The organism is Rhodococcus qingshengii JCM 15477, assembly GCF_023221595.1.
GTDB lineage: Bacteria > Actinomycetota > Actinomycetes > Mycobacteriales > Mycobacteriaceae > Rhodococcus_F > Rhodococcus_F qingshengii.
On the sequence record NZ_CP096563.1, the window covers coordinates 618,148 to 643,094 of the forward strand.

The window sequence follows — 24,947 nt, forward strand, 5'->3', positions numbered from 1 at the left end:
GGCGGCCATAGGGTCGTGGTGATGGTGTGTGCGTGTTCTTTGAGAACTCAACAGTGTGTCGATGAATGTCAGTGCCAGAATTTTTTTGGTACTTCACATCCGCGAATGATCAACCGCCTCTTGGGGTTTGGTTGGTTTGTGTGTGGTGTGAGTATTTTTCGTCGGTGATTGTTCATTCTTCCGTCTGAATGGTTGCCGACACATTTTTTGCTAGTTGAGTTTTTTTGCTAGTGATTTGACTCTTTTTGTCTATGACTGATTAGCCGGCCTTCGGGTTGGTGATATCTAGAGTCTTCAACGGAGAGTTTGATCCTGGCTCAGGACGAACGCTGGCGGCGTGCTTAACACATGCAAGTCGAGCGGTAAGGCCTTTCGGGGTACACGAGCGGCGAACGGGTGAGTAACACGTGGGTGATCTGCCCTGCACTTCGGGATAAGCCTGGGAAACTGGGTCTAATACCGGATATGACCTCCTATCGCATGGTGGGTGGTGGAAAGATTTATCGGTGCAGGATGGGCCCGCGGCCTATCAGCTTGTTGGTGGGGTAATGGCCTACCAAGGCGACGACGGGTAGCCGACCTGAGAGGGTGACCGGCCACACTGGGACTGAGACACGGCCCAGACTCCTACGGGAGGCAGCAGTGGGGAATATTGCACAATGGGCGAAAGCCTGATGCAGCGACGCCGCGTGAGGGATGACGGCCTTCGGGTTGTAAACCTCTTTCAGCAGGGACGAAGCGCAAGTGACGGTACCTGCAGAAGAAGCACCGGCTAACTACGTGCCAGCAGCCGCGGTAATACGTAGGGTGCAAGCGTTGTCCGGAATTACTGGGCGTAAAGAGTTCGTAGGCGGTTTGTCGCGTCGTTTGTGAAAACCAGCAGCTCAACTGCTGGCTTGCAGGCGATACGGGCAGACTTGAGTACTGCAGGGGAGACTGGAATTCCTGGTGTAGCGGTGAAATGCGCAGATATCAGGAGGAACACCGGTGGCGAAGGCGGGTCTCTGGGCAGTAACTGACGCTGAGGAACGAAAGCGTGGGTAGCGAACAGGATTAGATACCCTGGTAGTCCACGCCGTAAACGGTGGGCGCTAGGTGTGGGTTCCTTCCACGGAATCCGTGCCGTAGCTAACGCATTAAGCGCCCCGCCTGGGGAGTACGGCCGCAAGGCTAAAACTCAAAGGAATTGACGGGGGCCCGCACAAGCGGCGGAGCATGTGGATTAATTCGATGCAACGCGAAGAACCTTACCTGGGTTTGACATATACCGGAAAGCTGCAGAGATGTGGCCCCCCTTGTGGTCGGTATACAGGTGGTGCATGGCTGTCGTCAGCTCGTGTCGTGAGATGTTGGGTTAAGTCCCGCAACGAGCGCAACCCCTATCTTATGTTGCCAGCACGTTATGGTGGGGACTCGTAAGAGACTGCCGGGGTCAACTCGGAGGAAGGTGGGGACGACGTCAAGTCATCATGCCCCTTATGTCCAGGGCTTCACACATGCTACAATGGCCAGTACAGAGGGCTGCGAGACCGTGAGGTGGAGCGAATCCCTTAAAGCTGGTCTCAGTTCGGATCGGGGTCTGCAACTCGACCCCGTGAAGTCGGAGTCGCTAGTAATCGCAGATCAGCAACGCTGCGGTGAATACGTTCCCGGGCCTTGTACACACCGCCCGTCACGTCATGAAAGTCGGTAACACCCGAAGCCGGTGGCTTAACCCCTTGTGGGAGGGAGCCGTCGAAGGTGGGATCGGCGATTGGGACGAAGTCGTAACAAGGTAGCCGTACCGGAAGGTGCGGCTGGATCACCTCCTTTCTAAGGAGCATTCTCCAGTCCAATATCCACACAGGTGGATGGTTGGTTGGCAGAGCCTGTTTCGGACCCACTTGTGGTCCGGCAGGAGCTCATGGGTGGACGCTGACAAACTTGATCGTCGTACGGTTTCTCCTCTGTGGGAAACCGACGAACAATATATCGGCATACTGTTGGGTCCTGAGAGAACACGCGAGTGTTTCTTTCTAGGAAGTAACGACAAATGACTGCTGCAGTCATACCGCAAGAATTATTCGTGAGAGTGGTTTTTGTTGGTGTCTGCGTGAGGTGGTTGTTTGTGTGTTGTTTGAGAACTGCACAGTGGACGCGAGCATCTTTGTTGTAAGTAATGAAGAGCGTACGGTGGATGCCTTGGCACCAGGAGCCGATGAAGGACGTAGGAGGCTGCGATAAGCCTCGGGGAGCTGTCAACCGAGCTGTGATCCGAGGATGTCCGAATGGGGAAACCCAGCACGAGTGATGTCGTGTTACCCGCGCCTGAATATATAGGGCGTGTGGAGGGAACGTGGGGAAGTGAAACATCTCAGTACCCACAGGAAGAGAAAACAACCGTGATTCCGTGAGTAGTGGCGAGCGAAAGCGGAAGAGGCTAAACCATGGGTGTGTGATAGCCGGCAGGTGTTGCATTCGTGGGGTTGTGGGGTTCATTTTGTCAATACTGCCGTGTTGGCCAACAGTAAGAAATCACAGGGTTAGTGGAAGTGGTCTGGAACGGCCTGTCGTAGAGGGTGAGAATCCCGTACACGAAAACTTTGTGACTGTTGTAATGGAAACCCAAGTAGCACCGGGCCCGTGAAATCTGGTGTGAATCTGTCGGGACCACCCGATAAGCCTGAATACTCCCTGGTGACCGATAGCGGACTAGTACCGTGAGGGAAAGGTGAAAAGTACCCCGGGAGGGGAGTGAAATAGTACCTGAAACCGTGCGCTTACAATCCGTCAGAGCCTTCGAGCAGTTTACTGCTGGGGGTGATGGCGTGCCTTTTGAAGAATGAGCCTGCGAGTTAGTGGCATGTCGCGAGGTTAACCCGTGTGGGGTAGCCGTAGCGAAAGCGAGTCCGAATAGGGCGATCGTAGTGGCATGCTCTAGACCCGAAGCGGAGTGATCTACCCATGGCCAGGTTGAAGCGACGGTAAGACGTCGTGGAGGACCGAACCCACTTAGGTTGAAAACTGAGGGGATGAGTTGTGGGTAGGGGTGAAAGGCCAATCAAACTCCGTGATAGCTGGTTCTCCCCGAAATGCATTTAGGTGCAGCGTCGCGTGTTTCTCACCGGAGGTAGAGCTACTGGATGGTCTAGGGGGCCCACAAGCTTACCGAAATCAGCCAAACTCCGAATGCCGGTGAGTGAGAGCGCGGCAGTGAGACTGCGGGCGATAAGGTTCGTAGTCGAGAGGGAAACAGCCCAGATCGCCAGCTAAGGTCCCTAAGCGTGTACTAAGTGGAAAAGGATGTGGGGTCGCGAAGACAACCAGGAGGTTGGCTTAGAAGCAGCCACCCTTGAAAGAGTGCGTAATAGCTCACTGGTCAAGTGATCCTGCGCCGACAATGTAGCGGGGCTCAAGTACACCACCGAAGCTGCGGCATTCACGCAATAGCCCCCAGTTGATCCACGGATTTTCTGGCAGGTGTGTGGATGGGTAGGGGAGCGTCGTGTGGCCATGGAAGCGGCAGGGTGACCTAGCCGTGGAGGCCACACGAGTGAGAATGCAGGCATGAGTAGCGAAAGACGAGTGAGAAACTCGTCCGCCGAATGACCAAGGGTTCCTGGGCCAGGTTAATCCGCCCAGGGTGAGTCGGGACCTAAGACGAGGCCGACAGGCGTAGCCGATGGACAACGGGTTGATATTCCCGTACCCGTGTGAACGCGCCCATGGTGAATCAGTGATACTAACCATCCTGAAGCCACGAGAAGACCTTCGGGTCTCGAGTTGGTGGATGCATGGGACCTGATCTGGTAGTAGCCAAGCGATGGGGTGACGCAGGAAGGTAGCTGAGCCAGTCAGTGGTAATACTGGTGTAAGCGTGTAGGGCGTGACCTAGGCAAATCCGGGTCGCACATAGCCTGAGACGTGATGCGTAGCCGATTGAGGCGAATTCAGTGATCCTATGCTGCCGAGAAAAGCCTCTAGCGAGCTTTCACACGGCCCGTACCCCAAACCGACACAGGTGGTCAGGTAGAGAATACTAAGGCGATCGAGATAACTATGGTTAAGGAACTCGGCAAAATGCCCCCGTAACTTCGGGAGAAGGGGGGCCCTGTCTGGTGACGACATTTACTGTCTGAGCTGGGTGGGGCCGCAGAGACCAGTGAGAAGCGACTGTTTACTAAAAACACAGGTCCGTGCGAAGTCGTAAGACGATGTATACGGACTGACGCCTGCCCGGTGCTGGAAGGTTAAGAGGACCGGTTAGTTCCTTCGGGAGCGAAGCTGAGAATTTAAGCCCCAGTAAACGGCGGTGGTAACTATAACCATCCTAAGGTAGCGAAATTCCTTGTCGGGTAAGTTCCGACCTGCACGAATGGCGTAACGACTTCTCAGCTGTCTCAACCGTAGACTCGGCGAAATTGCATTACGAGTAAAGATGCTCGTTACGCGCGGCAGGACGAAAAGACCCCGGGACCTTCACTACAGCTTGGTATTGGTGTTCGGTTCGGTTTGTGTAGGATAGGTGGGAGACTGTGAAGCGGTGACGCCAGTTATCGTGGAGTCGTTGTTGAAATACCACTCTGATCGAATTGGACCTCTAACCTCGGACCATGATCTGGTTCAGGGACAGTGCCTGGTGGGTAGTTTAACTGGGGCGGTTGCCTCCCAAAATGTAACGGAGGCGCCCAAAGGTTCCCTCAGCCTGGTTGGCAATCAGGTGTCGAGTGCAAGTGCACAAGGGAGCTTGACTGTGAGACTGACAGGTCGAGCAGGGACGAAAGTCGGGACTAGTGATCCGGCACCGGCAAGTGGAAGCGGTGTCGCTCAACGGATAAAAGGTACCCCGGGGATAACAGGCTGATCTTCCCCAAGAGTCCATATCGACGGGATGGTTTGGCACCTCGATGTCGGCTCGTCGCATCCTGGGGCTGGAGTAGGTCCCAAGGGTTGGGCTGTTCGCCCATTAAAGCGGCACGCGAGCTGGGTTTAGAACGTCGTGAGACAGTTCGGTCTCTATCCGCCGCGCGCGTTAGAAACTTGAGGAAGGCTGTCCCTAGTACGAGAGGACCGGGACGGACGAACCTCTGGTGTGCCAGTTGTTCCGCCAGGAGCACCGCTGGTTAGCTACGTTCGGAAGGGATAACCGCTGAAAGCATCTAAGCGGGAAGCCTGTTCCAAGATGAGGTTTCTCACCCCCTCGAGGGGGTAAGGCCCCCGGCAGACCACCGGGTTGATAGGCCAGAACTGGAAGTGCAGTAATGCATGCAGGTGACTGGTACTAATAGGCCGAGGACTTACCACAAAGAAGCTACGCGTCCACTGTGCGGTATCTGAAACAACACACAGATACTGATGAGAAACCCTGTTTTCTCCATCCCCCAACACCAGAAACTGGTGTTGACGGGTGGTGAAACCAGGTGATCAGAAGAAGGTTACTGTGACAGTTTCATAGAGTTACGGCGGTCATAGCGAAGGGGAAACGCCCGGTCCCATTCCGAACCCGGAAGCTAAGCCCTTCAGCGCCGATGGTACTGCACTCGACAGGGTGTGGGAGAGTAGGACACCGCCGAACACACATTAGAGAAGCCCCCCAACCAGTACTGGTTGGGGGGCTTTCTCGTACCCAAAACACCCCACCCCGCCAACACCCGAAAGCACCCCCGCCGGCACCCTCTGATCGAGTGAACGGTACGTTCGTCGCCTCAGATCGACCCAACGCACCGTTCACACCATCAGGGGCGCGAGCACAGCGGGCTCACCACCCCGTCCGGGAGCGAGCGAACGACACACTCACCCTCTTAGGCGAGGGGAACGGTACGCTCACACCATCAGGGCAGGGCAGGGCAGGGCAGGGCAGGTGAGCGGATGGGCAGATCCGACAGGCGTTATCGCAGAGCTGCCTGTAGCACCTCGCAGAGCACGTCCAGCGTCCTCGAATACTGCGACTGCGTCGGCGTGCTGTAGCCGACGACGATGCCGTCACCGCCGACTGACGACACGTCGGGATGTCGGAAGACCGAAAGCCCTTCGAGCCCGAGATCGCGCGCCCGGGCCGCTGCAAGAACAGATTGTTCGGTGCCGGAGGGCAGACGGATCACAGCGTGAAGTCCCGCGGAGATCCCCTCGACCCTGACCTGGGGTACTTGCTGCGCAAGTGTCGCGACCAGTTGATCGCGTCGTCGTCGGTACGAGGTGCGCATCTTTCGAATATGGCTGTCGAATCTTCCGGATTCGATGAAGTCCGCCAAGGTCAATTGATCCGTTTGTCGGCGGCCATGAAATTCTGCCCGGAGACGGCCACGAAACTGCCCGCTGGCGGACATGAAACCTGCCCGGTGGCGGTCATGGGATCTGCCCGACACGACGTCGTCTGCCTCACCGGCTCCGACGGTTGAGGCCCCTCCTCAGGTGCGATCGGCGGTGCTGAAGCGCCCGTCGCCCTGAGGAGGGACAACTTGAAGTCTGCCGAGGAGATCATGGAAATCCTGGATGCCTACGACCTGACAGGGTCGTTGCGTGATGCCGGCGAGCTGGCCGGATGCTCGCACCACACGGTCAAGCACTACGTGGACCGCCGTGCTGCCGGGGGTGAGCTGGACAAGGCCGTGACTCGGCCGCAGTTGATCGATGAGTACCTGCCCAAGGTCGAGGAGTGGGTCGAGCGGTCCAAGGGCAAGGTCCGTGCCGACAGAGCGCACGAGAAGCTGCTCGCGATGGGCTACAAGGGTTCGGAGCGCACCACCCGTCGTGCGGTCGCATCGGTGAAGAAGTCATACCGGTCAGGACATGTGCGGGTCCACCGGCCCTGGGTCACCGAGCCGGGGATGTGGCTGCAGTACGACTACGGCGACGGACCTGTCGTCGACGGCGTCAAGACGGTTCTGTTCGTGGCGTGGCTGGCGTGGTCGCGGTTCCGGGTCGTGATCGCGCTGCGCGATAAGACCATGCCGTCCGTGTTCGCCGCGCTGGACCAGACCTTCCGCCGGTTGGGTGGGGTGCCGACCTACGTGCTGACCGACAACGAGAAGACCGTCACGACCGAGCACATCGCCGGGATCCCGGTCCGCAACGGACAGCTCGTCACCTTCGCCGAGCACTACTCGGTCGTGGTCCACACCTGTGTGCCGGCGGATCCGGCGTCCAAGGGCGGCACCGAGTCGTCGGTGAAGATCAGCAAGGCCGACCTGGTGCCCAAGGACACCAACCTGCGTGAGGAGTACGCGTCGTTTAGCGAGCTCGAGGAGGCGTGTGAGGCGTTCTGTCAGAAGGTCAACACCCGGGCTCACCGGACCACGAAGCGGCCACCGGTCGAGATGTTGGCCGAAGAGCGGACACGGCTACACCCGGTCCCGACACAGCCGCACACAGTCGCGTTCGGCACCACCCGGGTAGTGCCGGGCAACACGCCGATGGTGATGTTCGAGTCCGGCCAGTACTCGGTGCCACACACCCTGCTCGGCGCCACGGTGTGGGTTCGTGCCCAAGGACTCGGCGACGGCGAGGAGGTCGTCATCGTTCACGTCGGCGAGGACGGACCCGCCGAGGTCGCCCGCCACGCGCGCGCGACGCCGGGCACGCCGAGGATCAACGACGAGCACTTCCCACCGCAGCCGGAAGGTCCGTTGAACCGGCAGCCGCGAGCGAAGAACCCAGCGGAAGCCGAGTTCCTCGACCTGGGCGAGGGCGCCCGCCTGTGGCTGGTCGAGGCCGCTGCGGCGGGCACGCCGCGGATGAGGGTCAAGATGGCCGAAGCCCTCAGCCTGGCCAAGCTGTTCGACCCCGTCGAGGTCGACTGGGCACTCGGCCACGCCGCCGTCCACGGCCGGTTCGCCGAGGCCGATCTGTCCTCGATCCTCGACCACCACGCCCGGCAACCCGCTGTTGGCGAGCACCGTGCCGGCGAAGAACGGTCGCTGACCCAGGGCACCGCCGGATGGGCACGTCTCGGCCAGCACGACAGCCAGCACGACAGCCGCGAGGGGAACGAGGTGACCCGATGACGACCAAGACCACCACACCATCGATGGCGTCCGCGCCGCCGTTGCCGGCCGAGTTGGAGGACCTCTTGCGGCGGCTTCGGCTGCCCCACATCCGTCGCCACGCACCGGAGGTCGTCGCGACCGCGAAGGCCCAACGCTGGGAGCCCGCCGAGGTGCTCAAGGCTCTGTTCGCCGAGGAGGTCGCCGGAAGGGAACGCTCCGCACTGGCCACCCGCAGGGCGGCTGCGGGGTTCCCGACCGGGAAGACGTTCGATGCGTGGCAGCCCGAGGCATCCTCGATCCCGGCACCGACCCAGCAGGCACTCCGCACCCTGGAATGGGTCCACCGTCGGGAAAACCTCGTCGTGTGCGGGCCGTCGGGGACCGGGAAGACGTTCCTACTGGAGGCACTCGGTCACCAAGCCGTCGAGGCCGGGTTGAAGGTCGCCTGGTTCACCCTGGAAGACCTCGGGGTCCTGCTGCGCCGCCATCGTGCCGACGACACGGTGTCCAAGGCCATCGCCCGTGTGCTGCGCGCCGATCTCGTTGTCGTCGACGACATCGGCCTGTTGCCGGTCGCCCAGGATGCCGCCGAGGGGCTCTACCGGCTCGTCGACGCCGCCTACGAGAAGCGGTCGGTCGCGATCAGCTCGAACCTGCACCCGTCCGGGTTCGACGAGCTGATGCCCAAGACGCTGGCGACCGCCACCGTCGACCGGCTACTGCACCACGCCCACGTGTGCCAGACCAGCGGAGACTCCGTGCGACTTACCCAGGCACTCGCCGGCCGAGGGGTGAGTCCCTTGAGCTGAGTGCTCTGGTCGGTGGTGGCCGCAAGCCCACTGGGCAGATCCCATGGCCACCACCGGGCAGTTCTCGTGACCGTCAGCGGGCAGGTCTCACGACCGCCCCTGGGCAGTTCCTACTGTCCCTTGACATCCGTTGAACTTACCCAGCGTTCGTAGGGTCCCTTTGTTGCGAGGACAGGTTCGATCAGCCTGTCCGGCAACACCATCCATCCGATGCGAATGGCCGGCGACAGTGTCTTGCTGACAGTGCCCAGGTACGCAACGTGCTGCGGTGCGATTCCTTGGAGTGCACCGACAGGTTTTCTGTCGTAACGGAATTCGCCGTCGTAGTCGTCCTCGATGATGACGCCACCCGTAGTCGTGGCCCATTCGAGAGCGGTCGCGCGCCTCGCCGGTGTGAGGGGACCGCCGAGAGGGAACTGATGGGTCGGCGTCAGCAGAACACTCTCAGCAGAAGTAGACGCCAATTCGTCTGTGCAAGTGCCTGATTGGTCAACCGATATGGGAACTGTCAGCAGCCCTTCGTCGGCGAGCAACTGCCGGTGCAGGTGAAGGCAGAAAGCGTCGACCGCGATCGTTCCTCCGAGTGCGCGGGCAAGGAGGGAAATCCCGTGACCCGAGCTGGCACTGATCACAATGCAGGTCGGATCGACGCGAACGCCTCTGGTGCGGCTCAGGTATGTGGTGAGGGCGTTTCGGAGTTCGACTCGGCCCCTGGGATCAGTAGTCGCGAACGCGTCGGTCGGCGCGGTGGTCAAAGCACGTCTGGCGGACGAAATCCATGCAGCGCGGGGAAACGCCGACGCGTCGGGCGATCCAGGGAGAAGGCTGTAGGTCCAGCGTCGTCGAGTCGGTGACGGCTCGACCTCGCGGGTGTGTGTGCTGGCGAGCGTGGCGACCAGGGTCCCGGAACCAGGCCGTGTGACAAGCCACCCAGCTGCGGCGAGTTCGGCATAGCAGTCCGCAACGGTGTTTCGGGCAACTCCGAGGTCGAGCGCGAGGGTGCGGGAAGGTGGGAGTCTGGTGCCGGGCTTCAGCAGTCCACTGTCGATCGCGTCGCGAAAAGTCTGAAGCAGTGCAGCGCGAACCCCGATTCCCTGTGGCAGCTCGATATGTAGATCGAACCCAAGATTGGCCCACGAATTCACCACCGGATTGAACCATGTTTCCGGGTCTTTCCGGGATTACCGTTTGAGTTATGACTACAGCAACAGGACAAAGACTGGATATCGCAAAGCTGGCGCCCGAGGTCTACAAGGCGATGATTGCGTTGGATGCCGCTGCACGCAAGGGGCTGGAGCCGACGCTCGTCGAGCTGGTCCTCACGCGTGCGTCGCAGCTGAATCATTGCGCATGGTGCCTGGACATGCACACTCGCGACGCACGAAAGGTCGGCGTGACGGAGCAGAAGCTCTACCTACTGAACGCATGGGAAGAAGCGCGAGGGATGTACTCCGATCGTGAACGTGCCGCGCTCGCCTTGACCGAGGCCGTGACAGTCCTCACCGACGGTTTCGTTCCGGACGAGGTGTACAGCGAGGCTGCCGGCGAATTCTCGGACGTGGAACTGGCTCAGCTCATCAGCGTCATTTTGACGATCAATGCGTGGAATCGCATTGCGGTTACCACGAGGAAGGCGCCTCCGGTCCGAGACTGATCCGAGGCTCGTGCTCCGCTCTCCGGCAGGGCAGGGTTCCGCCGTCGGAGATCTGGGTAATCGGCGCAAAGAGGACCAAAAGATTGGTTCAGGGTGTGAACAAAACCAACAGATTCTTTGAATGTGAGGCAAATCACATAATGTGAGTGGAGATTGTTCTGGGTCATCTACAAGTTGCCCGAATCCCGACAAAGCAGTCTCGGTCGGAAGTTTCCGGCGAAGGGGTCCGCATAGCGGGCCCCTTCTTTTGCGCGCGAGCTGAAAACGCCCCTTCCTGTGAGTTTCCCCAGAATGTCCAAGTTACCGACTGGCTAGCGTTGGCGAAATGTCGGGAACGTCGCGGTTGGATGAGCAGATTTTGGGGGGATCGCGATTGTTGTGCGGTTGGACAAAGGTTCAGTCACCTTCATGGCTAACTCGTCATCCGAATGTCCAAGCTGCGCCCTGGGTGCTCGACGATTGGGTGATCTTTCTTGAAACATGCACTACATTGCCATTCAGTAACTGGCTGATTGCCAAAAGTGATCGGCTGATCCTCTCGGAAGTGAGCGCTGGGTGGCGTGGTATTGGGAATCCAGGCAACCGTCCCGCTACCGAAATGTCTTGAAAGGGAAGCTTTGATGACTGTGTCTGGTTCACGGCGTAGGCCGCTTGTTCTCCGGCTCTCGCTAACTGCAGCTATTGCCGTAACGGTCGCCGGTAGTAGCGTTGCTTTTGCTTCGCCAGCTGTGTCCGCGCCGATGCCGGTGCGAACCGCGGCCGCTCCGGCGTTCACCGCCGGGTTGTGTGAGGGCACCGAGTACACGCCCTCGGAGCAGATGCTCGACATCTCCGGCATTCGGCTGGATCACTACAACGACGGCAACATCGTGCCGATGTACGGCACCACCGATCGGGGTACCTCGGCCGCGGTGGATGCTCCGGTCTGCGGTGTCCGCGATGTCGACGGAATTGCGAAGTCGGAATGGATGTACTGCACGGACTTCGATCTCGATCCGTGTGCCGGTGTCGACGAGAACGGTTTGCCGGTTGACAAGCACAACGACGAGATGGGTGCGACGGTGCCGTCTTCGGGCAATCCCGATCTGTCAGCCGACGATCTCGCTGTCATCAGTTGGTTGCTGCAGAATCCCGCCAAACTCGACGGTGTCGTTTCGGGAAATGGCAGCGAGGATGCACGTTCGGCGCGGCAGACGCTTGTGTGGTGTGTCTCGGACTACGACAATCCGCTGATGGCCGATTTCAAAAGCCTGTGCGACAGGAACATCGGCGACGACGAGCGAGCTCGCATCGTCGAGATCATGAACGTCACGCAGACGCTCGACCTCGTTCGCAAGACACCCGCGACGGGGACTCTGAAGGCCGGCGAGACTGCCGTTTTCACCCTGAATACGAATATGTACCGGAAGCCGATCACTGTTCAGTCCTCGGCGGGCACCGAACTGACCGTCTGTGGTGACAACGCCAAGGCGACGTTGTCTGCAAATCAACTGACGGTCGACGGCCGCGGCGACGCACCGACTGCTGTTGATCTTTGCCTCACCGCTGCGGCCGGCGGGGACTACTCGGTGACTGCAAGCGTCATTCCGGATTCGGTCGAGAACCTGCACTGGAACACGGCAGGCGCACAGTGCCAGATCTTCGCGTCGTTCGACACCGTTCGGCCGGCTTCGATGAATGCATCTGCCAGCGTCGGATATGCAGCAGCACCCACGACGACACCGGCAACGAGCACGCCGGCAACGACCACACCGGCAACGACCACACCGGCCACCACGACGCCTGCAACCCCGGTCGTTCCGATCGTGCCGATTGTTCCGATCGTGCCCATCGTGCCGATTGTGCCGATTGTGCCGATCGTGCCTGTAGTTCCGGGTGCACCTGTTCCGTCGCAGCCGGTTGCAACTCCCGCAACTCCGGCGCCGTCGGCTCCGAAGCCGGCCACTGGCCCCCGCCCGGTTGCCATCGACGGTGGTGCTGCTGAACAGAATTCAGGCCGCAACGTCGCCGTCGCAGTGACGGGCCTCGGGCTTGTCGGAATGGCTGCTGCCGGAGCAGTTGCTCTCCGCCGCAAGCGATCCTGACACCAGGCACGTGTAGTAGACGTCGGCACCGATCACGCTTCGTGTGATCGGTGCCGACATTGATCAGACGCAGGGGGCGTCAATTCGCACGAGGTGCCGGGGGCGCCTCATCCCGCAGGAGACAGTTCGATGACCATGTACGAGTCGGATCCCAATCCATCCAATCCATACGACGATCCCAACCACGATCAGCCCGCGAGTCCAGGCAAAGGGCGTCGTGTCGCGTTCATTCTGGCTCTCATCGCGGTGTTGGTCGCCGGTGCTTCCATGGCCTTCGTCGGCCTGCGATCCTCCGATGACGATGCTGCGATCCCGCCGAGTCCGGGAGTTGTCATGTCGCACTCCGCGAATCCGGCAACGCCTACGGATGCGTTGATGACTCCCAACACCCTTTCGCTCGACCCGGTCGGTGTTCAGGCGCCGATCGTGGACGCCACCGTGCCGGAAGGAGTTCTCACTCCGCCGGAGAACGTCAAGAACGTCGGAATCTGGCTCGACGGTGCATCTCTCGATTCCGCCACCGGCACGACCTTGATTGCCGGACACGTCAATCTGACCGGCCAGGGTAACGGCGCGCTGTTCGACCTGGGCACGATCGAGCCGGGTGAAGTGATCCGTACATCCGACGCGACGGGTAAGAGCACGTCGTGGAAGGTGACTGCGGTGACGACGCGCCCGAAGGCCGATGGTGTGGAGGAAAGCGTGCTGGCCGGCCCGGAGGGCCCTCGTAAGTTGGCAGTCGTAACCTGCGGCGGCGAACTGCAATTCGCGGACGGTGTGGGCAACTACGCCGACAACGTCTACCTGTACGCGGATCTGATGCTCTGAGACACAGGAATGATTCCGACGGTCCCCGATCCCTCTTCGTAGCGATCGGGGATCGCCTGTTGGATAGTGTCGCAGGTATGGATCTTCACTTGTCTGGAAAGCGTGCGATCGTTGCCGGTGGTAGCAAGGGGATCGGTCTGGCAATCGCCAGAGGTCTGGCCGCTGAAGGGGTCGACATCGCGATACTCGCGCGCACTGAGCGAACCGTCGTAAGCGTTGCACGAGATTTGGTTTCGGAGTTCGGAATTCGTGCGATCGGAGTCGTGACGGATACGCGAGACGACGACGCGGTTCAGGCGTCGGTGCGGCAAGTGGTAGAGGAGTTCGGCGGTGTCGACATTCTTGTCAATTCGGCAGCGACGCCGTTCAGCGCCGGAAAGCCGACGGATTTCGAGGCGACCACCGACGACGTCGTGCGAGACGAAGTCGAAGTGAAAGTGCTGGGGTACCTGCGAACTGCGCGCGCTGTGGCGCCGTATCTGATCGATCAGGGTTGGGGTCGGATCATCAACATCAGCGGTTTGGGTGCCAGACAGGCCACTTCGATCGCCCACACGATCCGCAACGTCAGTGTGTCTGCACTGACCAAGAATCTTGCGGACGAGCTGGGCCCCAAGGGAATCAACGTCACCGTCGTCCATCCGGGCGTGACGAGGACCGAGAGGTTGACCGCACGGATTACGCGCGAGTCGGAAGAATCCGGCCGCTCGCAGGCAGAGGTGGAGCGTGGTATCGCGACGAACTCGATACATCGGATCATCGATGCCGAAGAAGTAGCCGACGTCGTGACCTTCCTGGCATCGCCGCGAAGCATCGCGATCACCGGTGACGCAGTGGCAGCGGGTGGAGGAGTGCCGGGGCCGGTCTACTACTGAAATTGTGCGTACTGCTACCTGCCGGCGGTGGTGACGATCGTGTGAACGCGTCCGCCGCCGAGTCTCTTGCTTTCGTACATCGCCGAATCGGCGACTTTCTGCATGTCCGTGAACGCTGCTGCGCGGTCTTCTCCGGCGACGAATTTGTGGGTACGCACGGCGATTCCGACGCTCGACGTCGATGGTATCTCGTCGGTATTCGAGTGCATTGCCGGTCCGATCGAGTTGAGCATCGGTCCGATGGCTGGCACAGAAAGTCTTTGGACGAGGATGAATTCGTCGCCGCCGATCCGCGCGACGACAGCATCGGCGTGTGCCCAGGCGGATAACCGCTGCGATACCCGGAGAATGATGCGATCGCCGACGTCGTGGCCGTGCACGTCGTTGATCGTCTTGAACCGGTCGATGTCGATCGCGATAACGAGTAGTGCCGCAGATTCTTGACGCTGGAACCCCTCGAGTACCTTCTCGACGTGGCGGTCGAGGCCACGACGGTTCAAGAGGCCGGTGAGAGGATCGAGGTCGGAACTGGAAGCATCCATGCTGAGCATCGTCAGCACGATCTGCGAGATGAATGCGCAGACCACCAACGCGGTGATGACGACCAGTACTTTCGAAACACCAAGGGCTGGATCGCGATCCGGCCCGAACAGAATTGGCTGCGCAGCCACCGCGATCACAAGAAGCGAAAAAGCTATGTGCGCGATCTGCAACTTCGGGTTGTGGAAGTAGGCGATGTAGATGCCGACCAGAGCAAAAATGACACAGGTGAGCAATCGTGCGAGCTGGGAGGAATCTCCAACGACGGAGATCGTGACCGCGATGTCGCAGAAGACCACGAAACCGAACGAGCGACGCTTTGTGGGGCCGAAGACCCACCATGAGACTCCGACTACGAAGCACGAGATCACGACAACAGTATTGAAGAACAGCGCAATCGTGCTTGTCGGACCGGCAGGGCTGAATCTGTTCAGTAGTGCGCACACTCCCAGTCCGATGACAATGATGCCAAGTAATAGCCGGGTGGCGGTCGTGAGGCCGTTGTCGCGGAGATAGCGAGTGAAGCGGTCGTATTGATCGGGAAGAATCAACCACTCGCGGGTCAGCGTCCTCATCGACTTCATCTGCGATGTCATGAGTGCATCAGTCCTCGAAGGCTGGAGCGTGCGCCATTCATCGCGAACTGATTCCTCTTCTGTCTGGCACCTTGCAATGCTAACTGGATCGATGCCGCATCGGACCGAGATGTTCGGATCGGCGACCCGGATGTCTGCGTTGCGCCAGCGTGGAGTATAAATACATCTTGTGTCTATGTTGTATTCCGCTTCCGAAACCGTCTTCCGCGAAGTCAAGGAGCTGATCCTTTCCGGCGAGCTCGCCGGCGGGGAGCTGATCAGTGAGGGTGACATCGCTGCACGGACCAATGTGAGCCGAACGCCGGTGCGTGAGGCGTTTCTGCGTCTTGAATCGGAAGGTTGGATGCGCCTCTATCCGAAGAAGGGGGCGCTGATCGTCCCGGTCGCGGATGGGGAAGCGGAACACGTAGTCAGTGCCAGACAGCTCGTCGAGACTCAGAGCGTTCGAGTGGTGTCGGTCCGACCGAACGCACGGGAAGCGCTTGTCGCAGCGTTGCGCGCGAATCTGATCGAGCAACGTGAGATTGCTGATCGCGGGGACGTGGCCGCGTTCAGCGCAATCGATGCAGACTTCCACAAGATGATCGTTGCCGCCGGTGGGAACCCTTTGCTCGACTCGTTCTACGCGAGTCTGCGCGACAGGCAACGACGGATGACAGCCCGGTCGATCTCACGCGACCCCGGCCAACTCTCGCGCATCCTTGCCGATCACACCGCGCTTACCGACCTCGTCGACACGGGCGATGCCGACGGATACAACACTGCCGTCCTCACACACATGCGCCAGGTCCACGGCCTCGGCTTCGAAGGAACTCTGTGATGAGCACCCAAACGATCGGCGCTGGGACCGCGGCCGAAACTCGTCTCGAGGGTGAACGCCTCTCCGGCGGAAAGTGGCTGTGGCTGACCGTTGCCGCCAGTATGTTCGCCGCTGCCTGGGGCGGAAACGAATTCACCCCACTGCTGGTGATGTACCGACTCGACCACGGCTATTCGCCGGTGATGGTCGATTTCTTCCTCTTCGCCTACGTCGTCGGAATTGTGCCGGCCCTGCTGCTCGGCGGCCCGCTGTCCGATCGATTGGGTCGACGCCCGATCATGCTCCCCGCGCCGATCATCGCGATCGCCGGTTCGACGCTGCTCGCTTTCGGGGCGGACTCCGCCGCTGCTCTCATCCTGGGAAGAATCCTCTGTGGCATCGCCTTGGGGATCGGTATGGCCGTCGGCGGCTCCTGGGTCAAGGAGTTGTCCACGCAACCTTGGGACCCGACGGCGTCGGAAGGCGCAGGTGCTCGGCGAGCAGCGATGAGTCTGACCGCGGGCTTCGCCTTGGGAGCGGGTGCTGCGGGAATCTTGGCGCAGTGGGCGCCCATGCCGAGTGTGTTGGCGTACGTGCTGCACATCGCGATCACCGTCCTCGCCGCCATGGCGCTGTGGCGTGCGCCCGAAACACGACCGGCACAGGCGAAATCCGACCGTCGCAGGTTGATCGACGACCTCAAGATCCCCTTGGCAGGTCACCGCAGATTCCTCTACGTCGTCGTTCCGTTGGCGCCGTGGGTGTTCGGTGCCGCCAGTGTCGCGTATGCAGTTATTCCGGCGCTCATGACCGGGCACAGTGGCGATGCGCCCGTGGCCTTTTCGGCTCTGCTGTGCATGGTCGCGCTGACATGCGGATTCGCGATTCAGTCGTTGGGGCGCAAGATCGACACCGACCGCAGTGCTCGTGGCGCCGTTGTGGCTCTGGTGTTTCTGGTGGTCGGTATGGCCGGTGCTGCTCTGGTTGCGTCGACGCTGACCGTGGCGATCGCGATCGTGGCTGCAGCGATCCTCGGTTGCGGGTACGGCATGGCACTGGTGTCCGGGTTGCTGGAGATCCAGCGAATCGCGGGGCCGGACGATCTGGCAGGATTGACCGCGGTGTTCTACTCGATCACCTACATCGGGTTCGCGGTGCCTGCGTTGCTGGCGATGCTGTCGGAAAGCATTCCGGCACTGAGCTACACGGTGACTCTGCTGTTCGGATCAGCCGCCGCCGCTGCCTGCTTGATTCTGATTCTCTTCAAGTCGCGTTCACATCTTCCGAGCGCGTGAAGCCGGCCCGCCGACTCCTGCGAGAGTCGGCGGACCGGGGCGAAATCACGCGTCTACGGTTGCGGAACCGTTTTCCGAATTGTGGACCGAATTGTGTACCGAACCAGCCGGAACCGATGCGGTCTTGTTCAGGCCGTTGAGCAAACCGGTGATATCGACGCCTGAGCTTTCGAGAGTTTCGATGACACCGGCAATCACCTGGGGACTGATGCCCAGGATCGAGCCGATCGAACCCTGCGCCCCGTCGCTTCCGCCGACGATGGAGATCCGATCGATGTCGCCGACCGGCTTCGCTGCTGCTGCGGTGGCGTCGACCAGTGCTGCCAGAACGTCAGGCAGAGTGAGCAACTGCGCGGCCTGCGGGGTGTAGGAATTGAGCGCCTCGGCGATCTGACGCTTACCGGCAGCCTCGGCTTCGAGCTTGGCGCGCAAACCATCCGCTTCGGCCTGCTGTTCGGCGCGAACGGCGTCGGCCGCTACCTTGCGGCCGTCAGCTTCGGCTTCCAGACGTGCTCGAAGGCCGTCGGCATCAGCCTGCTGCTCGGAGCGAACAGCGTCGGCGACGAGCTTTCGTGCATCGGCCTGAGCCCCGCCGGCCTGCCTTGCTGACTCGGCCTGTGCCTGGGCGCGGAGGATCGCGGCCTGTCGCTCACCCTCTGCGCGTGCGATGGAGGCTTGGCGTTCGGCCTCGGCCGGTGCAATGACATCTGCCTGCAATGCCGCTTCCGATTGCTGGGCGCGACGACGCTCGACCTCGGTGCGAGCTTCGACGCGGGCCGCCTCGGCCTGCTCACGTGCGATGCCGACGGCCTTCTCGGCCGTTGCCTGCGCGAGTGGTCCGGCCTGGTCGGCTTCGGCGTTCTCGGCTTCGGTCTGTGCTCGAAGGCGAGCGAGTTCGACGTCGCGCTTCTGATTTGCACTCGCGATCGCAGTGTCGGCCTCGGCCTGTGCGACGGAGCCTGCCTGTCGCGCCTTTGCCGACTGGATCTGCGAATCACGCTCTGCTTCAGCAGTTCCGATCGCGGCATCACGTTTGACCTCGGCGATGCGGCGCTGACCGAGCGATTCGAGGTAGCCGTTGAAGTCGGAGATTCCCGCGATCTTGATGACATCGACTTCCATGCCGATGCGTGCGAGGTCGCCGCCTGCCTCCTCGACCACGCTGCGTGCGAGCGAATCGCGGTTGGAGTTCAGATCCTCGACCGTCATGGTCGCGGTGATTCCGCGCAGGCTGCCGGCGAGGATTTCGTTGATCTGCTGCTGGAGTTCGTCCAGGTCGGAGGTCAGGAATCGTTGCACCGCTGTCTGAACCGCTTCGTCGGCGGAACCGATTCGTACCAGGCCGACTGCCTCGACGTTGACCGGAACACCGTCGTTGGAGAGCGCATTCTTGAGATTGATGCTGACGTTGAACGGCTCGAGCGACATGATGTCGACGCGTTCGATTCCCGGAATCTTGAACCGGGCTCCGCCGCGGACGACTTTCGGCTTGCCTCGTCCGGTGAAAACCGCCACTTCGTTCGGCGGGACCTTGACGTAGTTCTTCACGTAGATCGCGGGGAGAACGATGAAGATGATTACTGCGACTACAACCGCAATGATGATGATTGGCAGCATGTATCGAGTCCTTAGATCGCGTCGTCAACCGTGACGACGTGAAGGTATTGATCGTCTACATCGGCGATGTAGACGGTGGTGCCGGTGGTGAGCGCCATCGGCTGTGCACTGACGGCCTTGGCCTGCACGCGATTGCCTTCGGCGTCGACGAACGAGACTTCTCCCCAACCTTCGGCTGCAATGGTGAGGGTGACGGTGCCCAACAGCCCGGAGTACGAAGCTCGTCCGATGTGCGAATTATCTTGTTGTTCAAGGAGATAGGGGAGAAGTAGGCCGCGCGTGACGACAACGAGGACGGCGGCGAGTGCGAGTGCTGTAATCGCCGCTACCAATGTCGGAGCGTCCGCGAGAGTGGCAGCTACGCCGCCGGCGCCGAAGCCGAAAAGTGCTGTGGCCAAGGTTGTCAGGCTCAGAAATGGCAGCCCGTCTGCGTGGCCGCCGCCCAGATCTGCAACCTCGCCGACGGCAAAGGCTCCGACCAGGGCCACGACCCCGATCACGAAACATATTGTGAATACAACGAACATCGATCCCCCGATCTACCTGTCGAGGAAGCGTGCCCTGAGAATTGTGTTGTCGGGGTCGTCCCTCGGCCCACCTCTATAGTAAAGGTAAGACAAAGATAATCGGTGCATTCGGAATGTTTCGGCGTGGTGATATCGCGGTGAGAGAGCGTCAGAGACGGGGCAGGGAGCGCTGATTCAGCCATGCATCCCACAGTGGGCGCAATGGAGTGTCGGTGAAACGTGAAGCGAGATCGGTGAATTGCTCGGTACTGACCGTGCTGTGTCGATGCTTCGTGGTCCACTGACGGATCAGTTCGAAGAACTTCTCGTCTCCGAGAACGCCGCGCAGGGCGTGCAGAGTCAATGCGCCCCGCTTGTAGATTCGATCGTCGAACATCAGGGCAGGACCGGGATTGGCGACGATCAAGTCCTGAGATTTACGCCCGAGCCCTTGATAGGCGTTTGTCGCGAGTTGGTTCGAGGACGGGCCACCGGAATTCTCGGACCAGATCCACTCCGCGTAACAGGCAAAGCCTTCGTGCAGCCAGATGTCGCACCACTGCCCGAGAGTGAGGCTGTTGCCGAACCATTGATGGGCAAGCTCGTGTGCGACAAGACGTTCGGAACCGCGCCTGCCTGTGCAGTGGTTGGCTCCGAAGATCGAGAGTCCCTGCGCTTCGATGGGGATTTCGAGTTCGTCGTCGGTGACCACAGCGGTGTAGTCGGTAAAGGGATACGGTCCGAACAGCTTTCCGAAGACCTCCAACATCTGGGGTTGGCGCCCGAAGTCGACGTCGAACGCTGCTCGCAGCCGAGGTGGGTGAACGGCGAAGACCGGTACCGGCCCGGCGCTCACTTGTCGGTGCTCGTACTGACCGATCTGAATGGTTGCCAGGTAGGTTGCCATCGGTTCGGTCTGCTCGTAGACCCACGTCGTCTGACTCGCACGGGTCTGCTTGCGGATCAGCTTGCCGTTGGCGAGGGCATAGAACGGGGAATCGGTGGTGATCGAGATGCGGTACGACGCTTTGGAAATCGGATGGTCGTCGCACGGGAACCAGGACGCCGCGCCGTTGGGCTGACTTGCGACCAAAGTTCCTTCGTCGAGTTCCTCCCAGCCGACTTCGCCCCACAGGCTCTTGATCGGCTCGGGGTTGCCGCTGTACGCGATGGTGACCGACAGGGCACCGCCCGCGGGGATCTTGGTAGACGGCGTGAGGATCAGCTTGTTGTTCAAGTGCGCGTACTTGGTGCCGCGGGCACCGTTGACGGACACCTTGGACACCTGCAGGTTCTGCGCGAGGTCGAAGCTGAACTTGGATCGGCTCTCGGTGGTGACAGCGGTGATGACAGCTTTGCCGGCGAGACGGTTGCTGAAGACCTTGTACGTCAGTTCCAGTTCGTACCGGGACACGCGGTACCCGCGGTTGCCGTTGAGCGGCAGGTACGGATCGATCGGCTCCTCGAGCATTCGGTTCGGCTTCACGACGCCACCCACGGTGCAATCGGGTTGCCCTGCCAGCGGGTGGAGGGCGGAACGGTGTCACCTCGCATCACCAGAGATGCAGGCCCTACCGTCGCTCCCGCGCCGATGCCGGCTGCGGGTAGCGCGACACAGTGCGGTCCCAGCGTTGCTCCTGCTCCCAAAGTGACGGTGTCCATGGACATGATCCGATCATGGAAGAGATGAGTTTGCACGACGCACCCCCGTTCCACTGTCGCTCCGTCGCCCAAAGTCACAAGATCTGCCTCGGGTAGCCAGTACGACTCACACCAAACGCCCTTACCGATCTTGGCCCCGAGTCCACGCAAGAAGATGTTCAGTACGGCCGTACCAGTCGCCGCGCGAGCGAACCACGGCGCCGCGACGGTCTCGACGAAGGCGTCGGCTACCTCGTTTCGCCAGACGAACGAACTCCACAGCGGATGCTCGACCTTGGCGATGCGTCCGACGACGATCCACTTGGCGGCGATGGTGATCGCGCCCGCCACTGCTCCGGCGACGAGCAGAATTACGCCGCTCAGCAGAGCCGCGAACCAGAATCCGACTGCGCCGACCAGTGCTTCGAGTGCAAACAGAACACCGAGACCGATGCCGAACGTGACCATGACGGGGATCAGTCGGCAGGTTTCGACCACTCCGCGGGCGATCTTGAGGCGCATGGGCGGATTGAACGTGCGGGCGGCGTCGGTGTCTCCGGCAGCCCTTCTCAGACGTACCGGTGGACTACCCAGCCACGATGATCCGGACTTGGCCTTGGACGGGGTAGCCGACAGAACCGCCACCAGACCGTTCTTGGGGACGCGTCGACCGGGGGCGGTCATACCGGAGTTGCCGAGGAACGCGCGCTTGCCGATCTTCGCCTGTTCGATGTGCATCCAGCCGCCGCCGAGGCCGTAGCTCGCAACCATGGTGTCGTCAGCGAGGAATGCACCGTCGGCGACCGTCGTGAACTTGGGAAGGAGGAGCACGGTGGATGCTTCGACGTTCTTGCCGATCTTGGCGCCGAGAAGGCGGAGCCATCCCGGCGTCAGCAGGCTCGCGTAGAGCGGGAAGAGGAAGGTTCTGGCCGAGTCGAGCAGGCGTTCGGTCGCCCACACCTGCCAGCCGATGCGGCTGCGGACAGGGTGGTAACCGGGGGTCAGCCCGATCGAGAGAAGACGAACGGCCACAAGGGTGACGACTGCGAAGACGAGCAAACTCAGGATGGTCGCGACGGGAAGCATGATCAGCGATTGGAGCACTGCGCTCGCGAGCGTGTCGGTGTCGCGAATCCACCAACCGATCAATGCGATCCCGGCCATCAGCGCGAAGATCGGCATACCGGCCAGGAAGACCGAGGTGACGCCGTATACCGGCACCCAGCCGGGTGCACGCTTCGGATGTTCGGCAGGCCAAGGATGATTCGCTTTCCCGACCTTGGTGGCGGGGGAGCCGGCCCACTGCTGGTTTGCCTTCACTCGGCCGAACACCGCAGATCCGGGTTCGACGACGGCGTCGCGACCGATACGCGCGCCGGGCAGAAGCGTCGAGCGTGAACCGACGGAGGCGCCGTCACCGATCTTGATCTCGCCGATGTGAATGACGTCGCCGTCGATCCAGTGGCCGGAGAGGTCGACTTCGGGTTCGACGGAGCAGCCGTCACCGAGTTCGAGCATGCCGGTGATGGGAGGAAGGGTGTGGAGATCGACGCCGCTGCCGATGTCGGCGCCGAGGGCGCGGGCGTAGTAGAGCATCCACGGTGCGCCCGAAAGGTTGGCTGCGCCACTGGCTTCGGTGAGTCGCAGCGCTATCCACAGACGCAGGTGTTCACTACCGCCTCGGGGATACGTGCCCGGTTCCAGCTTGCGCAGGAGCAGGCGCGCTCCGACGACAGCGATGGTCATGCGCCCGATCGGCGTGATGAACACGATGAATGCCAACAGGATCCACCACCACGAGACCGTGGGCGCCCAGCTGACGTCGACGAACCAGCCGAGGACGTTGTTCGCGATCGCCAGCCACGTCACCCACTGCAGTCCGGTGAGCGTCGTGAGCGGAACGGTGACGGCGATCTGCGCGAGCTGAGTCTTCAAGGGTGTCGGAGCGACGATGCGCGGCTCCACAGTTTCGGTGGGTGCCAATTCGTCGAGATATTCGGCGAGCGATCCCAACCGTGGGTGGTCGTAGAGCTGTGCGACGGTCACTTCGGGGAACCGCTCGCGCAGGGCGGTTACCAGCTGAGCCGCAGAGAGGGATCCGCCGCCCACTTCGAAGAAGTCGTCGTCGAGTCCGGTGATCTGCGCGCCCAGGATCGATCCCCACAGACCGGCAACCCAGGCGGCGGTGCCGTCGAGGCCCAACGCGGCCCCGGCATCTTCACCGGCGCCGGGCAACGGCCACGGCAGCGCATTGCGGTCGACCTTGCCTGACGTACGCGTCGGAAGTTCGTCCATCAACGCCAGACGCGGCACGAGGGCTGCTGGTAGCTGCTCGCTGAGCAGCGCATGAGCGGCCTTGAGATCGAAGTCGGGATCCGTGCTGGCGATGTATCCGACGAGGAGCTGGTTGCCGGCTGCCGTCTTCTTCACGGCTGCGGCAGCGCCGCTCACACCCGGCAGGTTCTGCAAGGCGTTGTCGACCTCACCGAGTTCGATGCGCCTGCCGCCGAGCTTGACCTGATCGTCCGCGCGGCCCTGGAACATCAGGCCGGTGGTCTCGAGCCGGACCAGGTCGCCGCTTCGGTAGGCGCGTTCCCACCCGAGAGAGGGCATCGACGCGTACTTCTCGGCGTCCTTCGCGGGGTCGAGGTAACGGGCGAGGCCGACGCCGCCGATCACCAGCTCGCCCACCTCACCGACCGCGACGGGATTGCTCTGGGCGTCGACGACGGCAAGGTCCCAGCCGTCGAGGGGGAGGCCGATGCTGACGGGGCTCTTGCCGTCCATCAGTGCGCCGCAGGCGACGACGGTTGCCTCGGTGGGGCCGTAAGTGTTCCAGACCTCGCGGCCCTCGACGGCCAGGCGCTCTGCCAGTTCGGGTGGGCAGGCTTCGCCGCCGAAGATCAGGAGTCGAACGGCTTCGAGGGCCTCGGCCGGCCACAGAGACGCAAGCGTCGGCACAGTGGAGACGATGCTGACGTCACGCGAGACCAGCCACGGGCCGAGGTCCATGCCGCTGCGAACCAGCGAACGAGGAGCCGGGACGAGGCAGGCGCCGTGGCGCCACGCGAGCCACATCTCCTCGCAGGACGCGTCGAATGCCACGGAGAGTCCCGCGAGGACGCGGTCACCAGGCCCGATGGGCTCGTCCTGGAGGAACATGCGCGCCTCGGCGTCGACGAAGGCTGCGGCATTGAGGTGAGTGACCGCGACGCCCTTGGGGGTGCCCGTGGATCCTGAGGTGAAGATGATCCAGGCGTCGTCCTCGGGTTCGGGTTCGCGAACCGGTGGATGTTCGAGCCGCTTCGGCGCCGTCCCCGGCTGGATTCCGTCGCCGGTGATGATTGCCGCTACCTGCGCCTCGCCGAACACCAACTCGGCGCGCTCTTCCGGATCGTCGGCGTCGACGGGAACGTAGGCGGCGCCCGCCGCGAGGATCGACAGGATCGCCACGTACAGCGAACGCGAACCTGACGGCATCCTGATTCCGACGCGGTCACCTGCGCCGACGCCGGCATCACCGAGCCAGCGCGCACCGAGCGCGATCTCGTCGAGCAACTCCGAGTACGACAGTGTGGTGTCGCCGTCGTCGATGGCAGGTGCTTCCGGGTTGGCCTCGGCTGAGGCCCGCACGATGTCGATGAGCGTGCGCGGCGCAGGTGCATGCGCCGACCGTAGGAATACGGACGGAATCCCGAAAGATTGTTCCGTCTCCGACTGCGACTGGAGTGGCAAACCC

The 24,947-nt window shown here is 61.5% G+C and carries 16 protein-coding genes and 3 rRNA genes; 12 read left to right on the forward strand and 7 right to left on the reverse strand.

Translation table 11 applies throughout. The features are described from left to right. The first annotated feature begins 294 nt into the window (after positions 1-294). From M0639_RS02825 to rrf, 3 genes are all read left to right on the forward strand, one after another. Positions 295-1,812 (forward strand): 16S ribosomal RNA (locus M0639_RS02825). Positions 1,813-2,149: 337 nt separating this feature from the next. After that, a 23S ribosomal RNA gene (locus M0639_RS02830) occupies positions 2,150-5,284 on the forward strand. Between the two features lie 153 nt (positions 5,285-5,437). Further along, positions 5,438-5,554: ribosomal RNA gene (gene rrf, locus M0639_RS02835) — 5S ribosomal RNA — on the forward strand. Together the 16S, 23S and 5S rRNA genes form the textbook arrangement of a ribosomal RNA operon. A 313-nt stretch (positions 5,555-5,867) precedes the next feature. Here the strand turns inward: rrf and M0639_RS02840 are convergent. Next, entirely contained in the window at positions 5,868-6,182 is a 315-nt protein-coding gene (locus M0639_RS02840; RefSeq protein ID WP_248671220.1) for an aminotransferase-like domain-containing protein, read from the reverse strand. A 9-nt stretch (positions 6,183-6,191) separates the two neighbouring features. Between M0639_RS02840 and M0639_RS02845 the strand changes: the two genes are divergently transcribed. Genes M0639_RS02845 through istB form a run of 3 tightly spaced genes read left to right on the forward strand, consistent with a single transcriptional unit; the run spans position 6,192 to position 8,773 of the window. Beyond that, a complete protein-coding gene (locus M0639_RS02845; RefSeq protein ID WP_248671221.1) occupies positions 6,192-6,377 on the forward strand; it encodes a hypothetical protein in 186 nt (61 codons plus the stop codon). A 60-nt stretch (positions 6,378-6,437) separates the two neighbouring features. Continuing rightward, a complete protein-coding gene (gene istA, locus M0639_RS02850; protein ID WP_064075337.1) occupies positions 6,438-7,982 on the forward strand; it encodes an IS21 family transposase in 1,545 nt (514 codons plus the stop codon). Then, the gene (gene istB / locus M0639_RS02855; protein ID WP_183591811.1) at positions 7,979-8,773 is read left to right on the forward strand and encodes an IS21-like element helper ATPase IstB; all 795 of its coding nucleotides are present in this window, start codon (positions 7,979-7,981) and stop codon (positions 8,771-8,773) included. Before istA ends, istB begins: the two co-directional genes overlap by 4 nt. Before the next feature lie 110 nt (positions 8,774-8,883). Here istB and M0639_RS02860 read toward each other — a convergent pair whose 3' ends face one another. Further along, the gene (locus tag M0639_RS02860; RefSeq protein WP_231915071.1) at positions 8,884-9,921 is read right to left on the reverse strand and encodes an aminotransferase-like domain-containing protein; all 1,038 of its coding nucleotides are present in this window, start codon (positions 9,919-9,921) and stop codon (positions 8,884-8,886) included. A gap of 47 nt (positions 9,922-9,968) precedes the next feature. Here M0639_RS02860 and M0639_RS02865 point away from each other — a divergent pair, with 47 nt between their 5' ends. The 4 genes from M0639_RS02865 (at position 9,969) to M0639_RS02880 (ending at position 14,214) form a co-directional block, all read left to right on the forward strand. Next, a complete protein-coding gene (locus M0639_RS02865) occupies positions 9,969-10,427 on the forward strand; it encodes a carboxymuconolactone decarboxylase family protein (protein ID WP_007727180.1) in 459 nt (152 codons plus the stop codon). 620 nt (positions 10,428-11,047) lie between these two features. Further along, the gene (locus M0639_RS02870) at positions 11,048-12,511 is read left to right on the forward strand and encodes a hypothetical protein (RefSeq protein WP_231915070.1); all 1,464 of its coding nucleotides are present in this window, start codon (positions 11,048-11,050) and stop codon (positions 12,509-12,511) included. A 129-nt stretch (positions 12,512-12,640) separates the two neighbouring features. Continuing rightward, a complete protein-coding gene (locus tag M0639_RS02875) occupies positions 12,641-13,339 on the forward strand; it encodes a class F sortase (RefSeq protein WP_058039293.1) in 699 nt (232 codons plus the stop codon). 77 nt (positions 13,340-13,416) lie between these two features. Next, positions 13,417-14,214 (forward strand): SDR family NAD(P)-dependent oxidoreductase, encoded by a 798-nt coding sequence (locus M0639_RS02880; protein WP_007727170.1) that lies wholly within the window; start codon positions 13,417-13,419, stop codon positions 14,212-14,214. A 14-nt stretch (positions 14,215-14,228) separates the two neighbouring features. Here M0639_RS02880 and M0639_RS02885 read toward each other — a convergent pair whose 3' ends face one another. Continuing rightward, entirely contained in the window at positions 14,229-15,350 is a 1,122-nt protein-coding gene (locus tag M0639_RS02885; RefSeq protein ID WP_007727167.1) for a GGDEF domain-containing protein, read from the reverse strand. A gap of 175 nt (positions 15,351-15,525) precedes the next feature. On the opposite strand from M0639_RS02885, the gene M0639_RS02890 reads away from it, so the two are divergent. After that, positions 15,526-16,170: a GntR family transcriptional regulator gene (locus tag M0639_RS02890; protein ID WP_054782145.1), complete on the forward strand. Its 645-nt coding sequence runs from the start codon at positions 15,526-15,528 to the stop codon at positions 16,168-16,170. Beyond that, the gene (locus M0639_RS02895) at positions 16,170-17,444 is read left to right on the forward strand and encodes an MFS transporter (protein ID WP_064074546.1); all 1,275 of its coding nucleotides are present in this window, start codon (positions 16,170-16,172) and stop codon (positions 17,442-17,444) included. Before M0639_RS02890 ends, M0639_RS02895 begins: the two co-directional genes overlap by 1 nt. Before the next feature lie 45 nt (positions 17,445-17,489). Here M0639_RS02895 and M0639_RS02900 read toward each other — a convergent pair whose 3' ends face one another. The 4 genes from M0639_RS02900 to M0639_RS02915 form a co-directional block, all read right to left on the reverse strand. Continuing rightward, the gene (locus tag M0639_RS02900; protein WP_050655914.1) at positions 17,490-19,061 is read right to left on the reverse strand and encodes a flotillin family protein; all 1,572 of its coding nucleotides are present in this window, start codon (positions 19,059-19,061) and stop codon (positions 17,490-17,492) included. Between the two features lie 11 nt (positions 19,062-19,072). Beyond that, a complete protein-coding gene (locus tag M0639_RS02905; RefSeq protein ID WP_054782309.1) occupies positions 19,073-19,588 on the reverse strand; it encodes a DUF1449 family protein in 516 nt (171 codons plus the stop codon). 148 nt (positions 19,589-19,736) lie between these two features. Beyond that, positions 19,737-21,038, reverse strand: coding sequence for a M1 family metallopeptidase (locus tag M0639_RS02910; protein WP_047269739.1), 1,302 nt, complete (start codon positions 21,036-21,038; stop codon positions 19,737-19,739). Between the two features lie 11 nt (positions 21,039-21,049). Continuing rightward, complete coding sequence (locus M0639_RS02915) at positions 21,050-24,943, reverse strand: Pls/PosA family non-ribosomal peptide synthetase (RefSeq protein ID WP_003941141.1); 3,894 nt, start codon at positions 24,941-24,943, stop codon at positions 21,050-21,052. Positions 24,944-24,947: the final 4 nt, after the last annotated feature.

What these genes read in the sequence shown, in the direction of transcription:
- M0639_RS02840 (WP_248671220.1), bottom strand. Translation starts at nt 6,182, where the DNA reads ATGCGCACCTCGTACCGACGACGACGCGATCAACTGGTCGCGACACTT.
- M0639_RS02845 (WP_248671221.1), top strand. Translation starts at nt 6,192, where the DNA reads ATGGCTGTCGAATCTTCCGGATTCGATGAAGTCCGCCAAGGTCAATTG.
- istB (WP_183591811.1), top strand. Translation starts at nt 7,979, where the DNA reads ATGACGACCAAGACCACCACACCATCGATGGCGTCCGCGCCGCCGTTG.
- M0639_RS02865 (WP_007727180.1), top strand. Translation starts at nt 9,969, where the DNA reads ATGACTACAGCAACAGGACAAAGACTGGATATCGCAAAGCTGGCGCCC.
- M0639_RS02870 (WP_231915070.1), top strand. Translation starts at nt 11,048, where the DNA reads ATGACTGTGTCTGGTTCACGGCGTAGGCCGCTTGTTCTCCGGCTCTCG.
- M0639_RS02875 (WP_058039293.1), top strand. Translation starts at nt 12,641, where the DNA reads ATGACCATGTACGAGTCGGATCCCAATCCATCCAATCCATACGACGAT.
- M0639_RS02880 (WP_007727170.1), top strand. Translation starts at nt 13,417, where the DNA reads ATGGATCTTCACTTGTCTGGAAAGCGTGCGATCGTTGCCGGTGGTAGC.
- M0639_RS02885 (WP_007727167.1), bottom strand. Translation starts at nt 15,350, where the DNA reads ATGACATCGCAGATGAAGTCGATGAGGACGCTGACCCGCGAGTGGTTG.
- M0639_RS02890 (WP_054782145.1), top strand. Translation starts at nt 15,526, where the DNA reads ATGTTGTATTCCGCTTCCGAAACCGTCTTCCGCGAAGTCAAGGAGCTG.
- M0639_RS02895 (WP_064074546.1), top strand. Translation starts at nt 16,170, where the DNA reads ATGAGCACCCAAACGATCGGCGCTGGGACCGCGGCCGAAACTCGTCTC.
- M0639_RS02900 (WP_050655914.1), bottom strand. Translation starts at nt 19,061, where the DNA reads ATGCTGCCAATCATCATCATTGCGGTTGTAGTCGCAGTAATCATCTTC.
- M0639_RS02905 (WP_054782309.1), bottom strand. Translation starts at nt 19,588, where the DNA reads ATGTTCGTTGTATTCACAATATGTTTCGTGATCGGGGTCGTGGCCCTG.
- M0639_RS02910 (WP_047269739.1), bottom strand. Translation starts at nt 21,038, where the DNA reads ATGCTCGAGGAGCCGATCGATCCGTACCTGCCGCTCAACGGCAACCGC.